The organism is uncultured Salinisphaera sp., from assembly GCF_964012375.1.
GTDB lineage: Bacteria > Pseudomonadota > Gammaproteobacteria > Nevskiales > Salinisphaeraceae > Salinisphaera.
This window is the reverse complement of record NZ_CAXGSH010000115.1, coordinates 1-10,632: the sequence shown is the minus strand read 5'-3', so window position 1 is coordinate 10,632 and position 10,632 is coordinate 1. Positions and strand designations below refer to the sequence as shown.

At 63.4% G+C, this 10,632-nt stretch carries 8 protein-coding genes; 1 reads left to right on the top strand and 7 read right to left on the bottom strand.

Features of this window, described 5'->3' with window-relative positions; genetic code table 11:
* From ABNU97_RS15790 to ABNU97_RS15770, 5 genes are all read right to left on the bottom strand, one after another.
* Window positions 1-2,301: acyl-CoA dehydrogenase (locus ABNU97_RS15790; RefSeq protein ID WP_348767634.1), on the bottom strand; the 2,301-nt coding region annotated here is incomplete at its 3' end.
* Window positions 2,302-2,478: 177 nt separating this feature from the next.
* Window positions 2,479-3,504, bottom strand: a complete 1,026-nt coding sequence (gene galE / locus ABNU97_RS15785; RefSeq protein WP_348767633.1) for a UDP-glucose 4-epimerase GalE — start codon at window positions 3,502-3,504, stop codon at window positions 2,479-2,481.
* Window positions 3,505-3,593: 89 nt separating this feature from the next.
* Window positions 3,594-4,613, bottom strand: coding sequence for a histone deacetylase family protein (locus tag ABNU97_RS15780; protein WP_348767632.1), 1,020 nt, complete (start codon window positions 4,611-4,613; stop codon window positions 3,594-3,596).
* A gap of 179 nt (window positions 4,614-4,792) precedes the next feature.
* Window positions 4,793-6,241 carry an NAD-dependent succinate-semialdehyde dehydrogenase gene (locus ABNU97_RS15775; protein ID WP_348767631.1) on the bottom strand — a complete coding sequence of 483 codons (1,449 nt, stop codon included), beginning with the start codon at window positions 6,239-6,241 and terminating at the stop codon, window positions 4,793-4,795.
* A 148-nt stretch (window positions 6,242-6,389) separates the two neighbouring features.
* Window positions 6,390-7,418 (bottom strand): D-2-hydroxyacid dehydrogenase, encoded by a 1,029-nt coding sequence (locus ABNU97_RS15770; protein ID WP_348767630.1) that lies wholly within the window; start codon window positions 7,416-7,418, stop codon window positions 6,390-6,392.
* A gap of 196 nt (window positions 7,419-7,614) precedes the next feature.
* Here ABNU97_RS15770 and ABNU97_RS15765 point away from each other — a divergent pair, with 196 nt between their 5' ends.
* On the top strand, window positions 7,615-8,859 hold the full coding sequence (locus ABNU97_RS15765) for an aminotransferase class I/II-fold pyridoxal phosphate-dependent enzyme (protein WP_348767629.1): 1,245 nt from the start codon (window positions 7,615-7,617) through the stop codon (window positions 8,857-8,859).
* A gap of 65 nt (window positions 8,860-8,924) precedes the next feature.
* Here ABNU97_RS15765 and ABNU97_RS15760 read toward each other — a convergent pair whose 3' ends face one another.
* A complete protein-coding gene (locus tag ABNU97_RS15760; RefSeq protein WP_348767628.1) occupies window positions 8,925-9,737 on the bottom strand; it encodes a hypothetical protein in 813 nt (270 codons plus the stop codon).
* An 8-nt stretch (window positions 9,738-9,745) separates the two neighbouring features.
* The coding region (locus ABNU97_RS15755) for a cyclopropane-fatty-acyl-phospholipid synthase family protein (RefSeq protein WP_348767627.1) at window positions 9,746-10,632 on the bottom strand (887 nt) is incomplete at its 5' end.

Below are 10,632 nucleotides of genomic sequence, written 5' to 3'. Positions count from 1 at the left end.
GCGGCCGACATAGTCCGCAAAGGCGATCGGCGCCGAGAGCAGTTCGTCGGGAATGCCGAAGGCTTCAATGTACGCCAACGCATCCGGGCGGATCTCGCCGAGCATGGCCCCGCGCAGGTTACGCAGCGCCTTGTACTTGCCCGAGGAGATATAGCCGTAGGTCAGATACCACTCGGCGTGCTGCAAGAGCGTGTCGATGGCCGAAAGCTGGCGCATGCGCTCCAGGGCCTGCTTCTCCGGGCCGTCGGCCAGCGGTTCGACGGCATCGGCGAACACCTGGGCGATATGGTGATGCATATCGGCATGGGCGAAAGCCATCATGTGGTCCTGGATATCGCTGAACGCCATGAACGGCTCCATGTCGTCCTGCTTGATGCGTTTGAACAGCCGGCGCGAAGCGGCGACCAGCAGGTTGTGCTTGCGCAACTTGAGCAGTTCGAGATGGAAATCGGCGCTGCGCAGGTGATCCTCGTCGGTCTTGCGTGCCGTCAACGGGTTGATATCGATCAGTTCGGTCCGGGCCATGCTGGTGAGCTCGCGCACCAGGGTCAGCGCCAGATTCTGTTCAAAGCCCTTGGCGAAGCTGGCCAGGCGGTTCTTCGATACCAGGTTGAGCAGTACGGTGTTGTCGCCCTCGAAGGTGGCGAATACGTCGATATCGCGACGAATGGTCGCGATCTGGTTTTCGGCCAGAAAGCCCAGCCCGCCACAGCATTCGCGTGCGGTCTGGGTGGCATCGATGGCATGCCAGGAGGCCATCGACTTGATGCCGGCGGCCAGGGTTTCCACCTCGCGTGCGGTCTTCTCGGTGCGATCGCGGAAACGCTCGATCAGATCGAAGGCGGCGAAATGCATGGCATAGGTATGGGCGATCGCCGGGAACAGGCGCATCTGGTGCGCCTTGTAGTCGATGATGCGCAGCTCACTGCCATCGTCGCCGCCGAACTGGCGTCGCACGGTGGCATAGCGGGTCGCGATCGCAAGGGACTTCTTGGCGGCCGTGACCGAGGCCGCGCCCACGCTGATACGCCCGCCCACCAGCGTACCCAGCATGGTGAAAAAGCGCTTGTTGCTGCCGGAAATCGGGCTGTCGTAGTCGCCGTTCTCGGCCACGCTGGCATAGCGATCGAGCAGGTTCTCGCGCGGGATGCGCACGTTGTCGAAGTACAGCCGGCCGTTGTCGACGCCGTCCAGGCCCATCTTGGAGCCACAGTCCTCGATACGCACGCCCGGTGCGGGCTCGCCGTCATCAGTGCGAATGGGCACGACGAAGGCGTGTACGCCGTAGTTCTCGCCGCCGGTGGCCAGCTGGGCGAACAGGGTCACCGCATGGCCGTCGCGAGCGGCGTTGCCGATCCACTCCTTGCGGGCCGACATGGTCGGCGTATTGATGACGAACTCGTCGGTGTCGGGGTCGAAGGTGGCGGTGGTCTCGACTTCCTGTACGTTCGACCCGTGGCCGGATTCCGTCATCGCAAAGCCGCCAAGCAGCTTGCCCGAGGCGATATCCGGCAAGTACTTTTTATGGTGCTCGTCGTTGCCCAGAAAGATGATGCTGCCGCCGAACAGGCCGAACTGCACGCCGAATTTCACCACCAGGCTCAGGTCGAACATGGCCAGGGCCTGGAACACATGGATGAAGCCGGCCATATCGCCTTCGCCGCCCACGCTTTCGGGCATGGCGCCAATGGCGATGTCCTGTTTTTCGGTCGCCAGATATTTCAGCCAGCGCAGCACCGTCGCGCGCTGGCTTTCCTCGGACTCGCCAGTGCTGTAAGTGAAGATGTCGTCGGCCAGGGCGTCGCGCACCTCCTGCCATTTCGTCGCGTAGTCGCCTTCCAGAATGCCGCGCAGCTTGTCCGCGTCGAAGCTCGGCTCCGGCTCGTTGCGGCTCTGGTCGACCGGCTCGCCGGTGTCCTGAAAGATCTCGGCGGACACGCCCATGCCGCTCACGCCATATTCGCGGGCATAGTCGGCTACAGCTTTGTTGAACTCGCCGTTAGCGCTGCCGCCCATTGCATCGCTCATCGCGGTCAGCGAGGGCTGGCGGCGACCGACCTGCTCGCGAATACGCCGGCGCAGGCGGGCCAGTTCGGTCGCATTGGGCGGATTGGCCGCGTCCAGCCATGCATCGAGCGTTTTACGCGTCTGTGTATCGATGCCCGGCAACTGCCCGGCCATGGACTCGATGTATGCAGATTCTTCCTGTGCGAGCGTACCGTCCGACCAGGCGATATAAATCACCGGGAGCAGCGGTTGGAGTTCGGTATCCTCGACTAGGGCATCGGTGCGCTGTGACATGAAACGTCTTCAGATAGGGCGGGTACTCCTTTGTACCAAAAACGGCGCGAATCCGATGCAACGCAGGCGCGATGGTGCCGTGCCGTGAACAGCACGCAGGCGCTCACGGACATACGGTACGGACAGGCGCGGTAGGGCTGGCGCGGCCACGCACGCCGGCCAAGCAAGGCGGCGGGTTCAGTTCGAGCCCTTGCCGTAACCCTGCGGATTGTTCGACTGCCAGCGCCAGGCGTCGGCCATGATGTCGTCGAGGCTGCGCCGGCAGTGCCAGTCGAGCTCGGTTTCGGCCTTGTGCGGGTTGGCCCAGCACTGGGCGATATCGCCCGGGCGGCGGGCCACGATGCGATAGGGCACCTCGCGCCCGCTCACGCGTTCGAACGCCCGTACGGCTTCGAGCACCGAGTGGCCCTTGCCGGCACCCAGGTTCCAGGTATGCAGGCCGGGCCCGTTGGCGATAGCGCGGGCGGCCTTGAGATGGCCCTCGGCCAGATCCATGACATGGATATAGTCGCGTACGCCGGTGCCGTCCGGGGTGGGGTAGTCGTCGCCATAGATCGACAGTTCGGGCAGGCGCCCGATCGCCACCTGGGACACGAAGGGCAGCAGGTTGTTGGGGATGCCGTTCGGGTCCTCACCAATCTCGCCGCTTTCATGGGCGCCCGCGGGGTTGAAATAGCGCAGGATGGCGATCGACCAGTCCGGATTCGCGGCATGCAGATCCTGCAGGATCCATTCGATCATCAGCTTGGAACTGCCGTAGGGGTTGGTCGGGCGCCCCGTGGGCGCGGCCTCGGTTAGGGGCATGACGTCGGATTCGGCATAGACCGTCGCCGAGGAGCTGAACACGAGCGTGCGCACGTCGGCGCCGCGCATGGCTTCGCACAGCGAAAGCGTGCCGCCCACGTTGTTTTCGTAATAGGCCAGCGGCTTCTGGGTGCTTTCGCCCACGGCCTTGAGGCCGGCGAAATGAATCACCGCATCGACCCCATGCTCGGTCAAGGCCTGTTGCAGACGCGCGGTATCGCGAATATCGGCTTCGATGAACGTCAGGGAACGCCCGCTCAGTCGTTCCACGCGCCGTAACGACTCGCGCGAGGCGTTGGAGAGATTGTCGTAGACGACGACGTCATAGCCGGCCTGCAGCAGCACGAGCGCGGTATGGGAGCCGATATAGCCGGCGCCGCCGGTCAGAAGCATCGTCATGGCCTGAATCCTGTCTTAGCCGTGGGCGTTGTACAAAACGCGGCCCGGCGGGGTGGCGCCGGCATGAGCCGCCGGCGCCTTCGCCGTCTTTATCGGCCGAGCAGCCCGGAAAAGAACTGATGCGCGTTTTCCTGCAAATGGTCGACGTCGTAGCCGCCTTCCTGGATGACACACACGGGCATATCCAGTTCGGCCATGGCACGACCGATACGGGCGAAACCCTCGCTGGTGACGGCGACCTTGGCCTGCGGGTCGTTTTCGTAGATATCGAAGCCCAGCGGCAGCACCAGCACGTCGGCGCCGAAGAGTTTGATGGCGGCCACGGCTTCATCGAGCTTTTCGAAGAAGGTTTCTTCCGGCGAGCCGTGCGGCATCGGCAGGTTGATGTTGTAGCCGTAGCCCGCGCCCGCGCCGCGTTCATCCGCGTGGCCGGTGACCACCGGGTAGAAGTTGGTCGGATCGCCGTGAATGGAGATATAGAGCACGTCGTCGCGCTCCCAGAAGATCTCCTGAATGCCCTGGCCGTGGTGCATGTCCGGGTCGAGCACGGCCACGCGATCGAACTTGTCGCGCAGGGCCTCGGCGGCGATGGCGGCGTTGTTGAGATAGCAAAAGCCGCCGGCGCCGTCGCGGCGCGCGTGATGACCCGGCGGCCGGCACAGGCCATAGGCAAAACGCTCGCCGGCGAGGATGTCGTCGGCGGCGGTCAATGCGGTCTGGGCCGAGGCATAGGCGGCTTTCCAGGTGCCTTCGCCGATCGGGCAGCTGCCGTCGGCCTGGTAGCGCGCAGACTCGGCAAGAATGCCCTTGAGCGGATTGGGCGAGCGCACGAAGATGTTCGACATCACTTCGTTGCCCCAATCGTCGGGGATCTCCATCCAGCGCCGGTGCGCGGATTCGAGAAAGCGCAGATAGCCCAGGTCGTGCACCTGGGAGATCACTTTCATGCCGTGGTCGACGGGCTTGTCGACCGCGATATCCAGGCCTTCGAGCGCGGCGACCAGCGGTGGCGTGCGCGCCGGGACTTCCTGCGGTTCGCGCATCTGTCCGCGGGTCAGATAGCTCTTGGGTACATGCTCGTTCTGGGTCGGGTCGAAATAGGCTTTCACGGCACTGCCTTCCGTTGGGTCGAAAAATGAACGCGCGACGATGTTCGTCGCATGACTTCGGCTTGCAACATACGCCGGCCGGGCCTTTGCCTGCAATGCATAATTGGCGTCAGCCCGAGTAGCGCGCAAAAAAAAGCCGGCGGGTCGGCCCGCCGGCTTGCAAGCGATCAGCCGCTTGACTACTTGCCGCGCGGCACGGTCTGGACTTCGACGAATTCCATGATGCCTTCGTCGCCGCCTTCACGGCCGATGCCCGACTGCTTCATGCCGCCGAACGGCGCATGCGGGGCCGGGCCGGTGCCGGTGTTCCAGCCGCAGTGCCCGAAATGCAGGCCGCGAATGGTTTTTTCGGCACGCTTTTCGTCCGAGGTGAACACATAGGACGCCAGGCCGAATTCGGTGGTGTTGCCCAGTTCGATCACTTCGTCTTCGTCGTCGAACTCGATCATCGGCACCAGCGGGCCGAAGGTTTCTTCCTTGCAGCAGGCCATGTCGTGGGTCACGCCGGTGACCACGGTCGGCGTGTAGAAGAGGTTCTTGTCGGCGTCGAGTTCGTCCGGGTGCTTGCCGGCGACCAGCTTGGCGCCTTTCGACAGCGCATCAGCGACGTGATTCTGGACCTTCTCGAAGCCGGCCTTGTTGATCAACGGACCGACGTCGATGTCTTCATCCATGCCGTCGCCGACCTTGAGCGCCTTGACCTTTTCGACCAGCTTGTCGGTGAATTCCTTGTACACGCCGGCCTGCACGTAGATGCGGTTGGCGCATACGCAGGTCTGGCCGCCGCCGCGGAACTTGTTGCCTACCAGCTGGGTGGTGGCATGGTCGATATCGGCATCGTCAAAGACGATGAACGGCGCGTTGCCGCCCAGCTCCAGGCCGAGTTTCTTGACGTGATCCTTGCTCTGCTCGATGAGCAGCTTGCCGACTTCCGTGGAGCCGGTGAACGAGATCATGGTCACGTCGGGCGAGGACATCAGCTCGCCGCCGATCTGGCTGGACGAACCCATCACCAGGTTCACGAAGCCCTTGGGCAGGTCCAGGCGTTCGTGGAAGAGCTGGAACATGGCGATCATGGTCAGCGGCGTTTCGCTGGCGGGCTTGATCACGCTCGGGCAGTCGGCCGCGATCGCCGGAGCGATCTTCTTGGCGATCATGCCGATCGGGAAGTTCCAGGGCGTGATCAGGCCGACCACGCCGACCGGACGGTGGTGGACCGTCCACGTGCAGTCCTTGGCCTTTTCCTTGAGCTGGTCGGGCTTGAGGATATCGATGTTCTTGGCGCAATAATCGAAGAACCCGGCAGCGTATTCGACCTCACCCTGGGCTTCCTTCCAGGGCTTACCGTGTTCCAGACACAGGATGCGCCCGATCTCTTCCTTTTCGTCGAGCAGAGCATCGCGGATGTCTTCGAGCCATTCGCGGCGGGTTTCTAGATCGTTGGGCTTCAAGGCGCCCTTGGCGGCTTCGATGGCGCGCCGGGTTTCGGCCTGGCCCATCTTGGGCATCTCGGCCAATACCTTGCCGTTGGCAGGATTGAGGACCTCCACGCTTTCGCCGGAGTCGGCCTCGACCCACTGGCCGTCGATATAACCGGAAATATGTTTCAGCAGATACGATTCGATCATGGGTGTCCTCGGTCCTGTCTTGACGACTTGAAGCTATGAATCGGGTCACGAACCGGCGCTGCGGTTCGATGGGAATGTCTGTTTCGACGCGCTATCAGTGATCGGGGCGTCGGTGCCGCTTTTAAAGCCTGTGCCACGGGTCCTTTATTCACGCCGCGCCTGGCGCATAGCCGTGATGCTTGCTGACCTGGTTGAAAAGCGCATCGCCGCGCTGCCAGCGGGCAAGATTGTCCAGGAACTGGTCGACAAGCGCATCGCGCCAGCCCACGAAGTCGCCGGCCATATGGGCGGACATGAGCACATTGTCCAAGCCCCAGAGCGGGTGGTCGGCCGGCAGCGGCTCCTGTTCGAATACGTCGAGTGCGGCGCCGGCGATCTGTCGGTTGACCAGGGCATCCACCAGGTCGTCGGTGACCACGATCGGCCCGCGGCCGATGTTGATGAAGCGCGCATGCGCGGCCATCGCCGCGAAACGGCGGGCGTCGAACCAGTGTTCCGTGGCCTCGGTGAGCGGCGCGGCCACCACCACGTAGTCGGCATGCGGCAGGTGCCTATCGATATCGTCGGCCGCATGCACGGCCGAAAATACCTCGTCGGCCTCGCGGAGACGCCGGGCGATGCCGGTCACGTCCATGCCTACGGCCTTGCACAGGCGCCCGATTTCGCGGCCGATGGAGCCGGCGCCGGCCACGAGCACACGTTTGCCGTGAATGCTCTCGGTATCGCGATGCACCCAGCGGCGCTGCTGCTGGTAGGCGATGTTGGCGCGGGTGTCCTTGGCGAACATGAGAATCGCACCGAGCACGTATTCGGCGATATTGCGATCGAATATGCCCTGGGCGTTGGTGACCGGAATATCGGAATCGACCAGGGCGTCGAACATGAGCTGGTCAACGCCTGCGCTTGCCGCATGAACCCAGCGCAGGCTGTCGGCCGCGGGCCAGGCGGCCTCCAGGGCTTCGGTGCGAAAATCGGTGACCAGCAGGATCTCGCTGCCGGGCAGGGCATCGCGCAGGCTGGCTTCGTCGTGGGCGATACGAATATCGCCATGCTCGTGCAGCCGGCCGACCGATGGCGGGCCGTCGGGCGTATCGGTCAGAACGGTAATCCGAGGTCGCGGCTCGTCGGGGTCGACGGCGTGCTCGGCTGACATTTTGACGGCGTTGTCGTGGCTCATGCAGGAGTGCGCGCCTGCGCGTTCACGAAGCGCGGGATTCCATGGATCATGCAGCACGGTACCCAGAGGCCGAGCCGAGCGTCAATAGCTGCTTTGAATCCCCGTGGCGACTTGTCTTGACCGGGCTTGCAAGACCTGCCTACGCTCGCGCTGATGGCCCTGTTCGGCCATTGCCATCCTGCGTCACGAGGCACCCATGGTCGCGAACCTGAAAAAGAGCAAAGAGATCCTGTCCGCCGATCCGGATGAGCGTTACGTGCGCGACCGGCTGGTGTGGAACCCGGCCATGCACGCGATCCCGATTTCGGGCATTCGCCGCATGGTCAATCGGGCCGCCGAGCTCGACGACGTCGTTCATCTGTCGATCGGCCAGCCCGACTTCGCCACGCCGCGCCATATCATCGATGCGCATATCCATGCGCTGGAAGCCGGCCAGACCGGCTATACCATGGATGCCGGGTTGCCGGAGCTTCTGACCGCGCTCAAGGAATACTACAACGCGCGCTATCGCAGCACGCTCACCGAAGACAACTTCCTGATCACCACTGGGGCCACGGAAGGCATCTATCTGCTGATTACGGCCATGGCCGCGCCGGGACGCGAGTTCATCATCGCCGACCCGACCTTCCTGCTCTATGCGCCGTTGATTCGCATGAACGGGGGCCAGGTGCGCACCGTGCCCACCAAGGCCAGCGAAGGTCACCAGATCGACCCCGAGCGCATCATCAACATGATCGGGCCCAATACGCACGCGATCATTCTCAATTCGCCGAGCAACCCGACCGGGACGGTCTATCCGCGCGAAACCGTGGAATGGCTTTGCCAGGAAGCCGCCTACCGCGGCGTCGAGATCGTCTCCGACGAGGTTTACGACAACCTCATTCTCGACGATATCGATTACCCGAGCGTGCTCTCCTGTGCCACCGACTTGGACGGCGTGGCCGTGGTATCGAGTTTTTCCAAGACCTATGCCATGCCGGGGCTGCGCGTCGGCTGGGTGGTTGCCGACCAGAACACGATCCGGACCCTGCGCCGTTACCATATGTTCACCACTACCGTAGCCAGTACACCGGCACAGTGGGCCGGCGTCGCCGCGCTGGTGGGCGATCAGAGCTGCGTGGACGAGATGGTGCGCGAATACTCGCGCCGGCGTGACCGGGTGGTGGACCTGGTCGCCGATACGCCGGGGCTGACCGGCTACTGGCCGCAGGGCGCGTTCTATATCGCACCCTCGCTGCCGCACGGCGTGGACGGCGGCAACCTGTGCATGCGCATGCTCGAGGAAACGGGTGTGTGCGTGATTCCGGGCGATGCTTTCGGCGAGGATTCGAACAGCCTGATGCGCATCAGCTACTCGACCTCGATGGAAAAGATCGAGGAGGCCTTCGAGCGGCTACAGCCCTGGATGGCGCGCCAGCCGGAGCTGCGCGGCTATAGCTGACGGCACCGTATCGGCTCGCACGAAAAGCCCGGGGTTGTTGTTCCAACCCCGGGTTTTTTTTGGCGTCAGCCGTCCAGGGCGCCGCACTGTGCCGAAGGCGCACCCGCGGAACGGGCCTCGGACGGCATTTCGCTGGCATAGGTCACGCGTACGGGGTAGACCTCGCCAGCGTCGTTGTGCATGTTGCCGATGCCGCGGTATTCAAGCAGACGCTTGCTATCGGGGTCGTAGGTGAGCTTGAGCGAATCGACGAAGAAATTCACGAGGAACATATCCAGCTCGGCGTCGAAAACGACCGCCTCGCTGCCCTCGAACGTCGTGGTGCCGGTCTGTTTGGCGCGTAGTTTGACCACGGCCTGCCGGCCCGCGGCCGCGAAGTTGAACGCGACGGTCTTGCCAGCCGTCAGCGCGTCGAAGCGCTCGCGCACCAGCGGGTCGAAGCCGGAGTCGGCCGCCATCGGCGGCTTGATCGTGAAGGTCTTGGTCTGTTCCTGCGCATCGCTCGACTCGCGTCGGAACATGGTCCACTGGCCATTGGCGTGGCGAATGCCTTCCTGATAGCCGCTGGCGGGGATCTCGAGGGTATAGGTGGGCACCGTATCGCTGTCGGCAAACTCGAGTTGTTTGGTGGCGATGGTCTGGCCGTTACGGCCGACGTAGGTCACATCCCAATGGTTGATCTTGCCGTCGACCAAGCGTTGTTCGTGGTGCTCGGTGTAACGATAGTCGCCGCCCTCGAGGGTATAGCCGTAGCCGTTGAAACAGCGCATGTCGCCGTCGCTCGTGCTTTGCTGGGCCATGCCCGCGGTCGCGCCGAGGGCGATGCCGGTGCCGGCCAGTACCACCGCGGTGGAGCGCATCAGATGATGTGTATGCATGGTTTTCCTCAGCTGGAGCGTTGGCGTTGCGGCACGAACAGGTAGTGGGCAATACCCCACTCGTTGCCGGCGTTGTAGCCGAACAATTCGGCAACGGCCATGAAGAACATCCGCCAGCGTTGAAACCAGCGTTCGGCTTCGGCGTCGCCGTAGGTTTCGCGAAATATCGCCATGATCGGTTTCTCGGCGGCATCCATGCGCTCGAGCCAGCTGTTGGCGGTATCGCGATAGTGCGTGCCGGACAGCCACCAGTGCTTGCGCAGGCGCATGTCTTCCTGAAAGTGTGCGAACAGATGCTCGCTGGGCATGATGCCGCCGGTAAAGAAGTAACGCGCCATCCAGTCGTAGTCGCCGTCGTTTTCGAACGTGTAGGCGAGCAGCTTATGGGCGAAGACGTGTACGAACAGACGGCCGTCGTCGACCAGCCAGCGGCTGATGCGCGCGAACAATTCGCGGTAGTTGCGCATGTGTTCGAACATTTCGACGGAAACGATGCGATCGAAGCACTGCTCGCCCGGGTCGAACTCGTTGATGTCGCAGGTTTGAACCTGCAGGTTATGCAGCCCGAGCCGGCTCGCGTTTGCCTCGATCGCCTCGCGCTGGGCATTGGAATTGGACACGGCGACGATATCGGCGCTGGGGAAGCGCTTGGCCGCCCATAGCGCAAACGAACCCCAGCCGCAGCCCAGATCGAGAATACGCTGGCCATCGTGCAGCCGCGCGCGCTCGGCATAGAGCGCGAGCATGGCGTGCTCGGCCTGATCGAGCGTCTTGATGCCGGGCTCGAACAGACAGCCGCTGTATTTGCGATGCGCACCGAGAACGTATTCGAAGAAGGCGGGCGGCAGCTCGTAGTGCTGGGCGTTGGCGTCCTCGGTGTGCTGGGCGATGGGCC

Coding starts and splice junctions, on each gene's coding strand:
- galE (WP_348767633.1), bottom strand. CDS start 3,504: ATGACGATGCTTCTGACCGGCGGCGCCGGCTATATCGGCTCCCATACC.
- ABNU97_RS15775 (WP_348767631.1), bottom strand. CDS start 6,241: ATGATCGAATCGTATCTGCTGAAACATATTTCCGGTTATATCGACGGC.
- ABNU97_RS15770 (WP_348767630.1), bottom strand. CDS start 7,418: ATGAGCCACGACAACGCCGTCAAAATGTCAGCCGAGCACGCCGTCGAC.
- ABNU97_RS15765 (WP_348767629.1), top strand. CDS start 7,615: ATGGTCGCGAACCTGAAAAAGAGCAAAGAGATCCTGTCCGCCGATCCG.
- ABNU97_RS15760 (WP_348767628.1), bottom strand. CDS start 9,737: ATGCATACACATCATCTGATGCGCTCCACCGCGGTGGTACTGGCCGGC.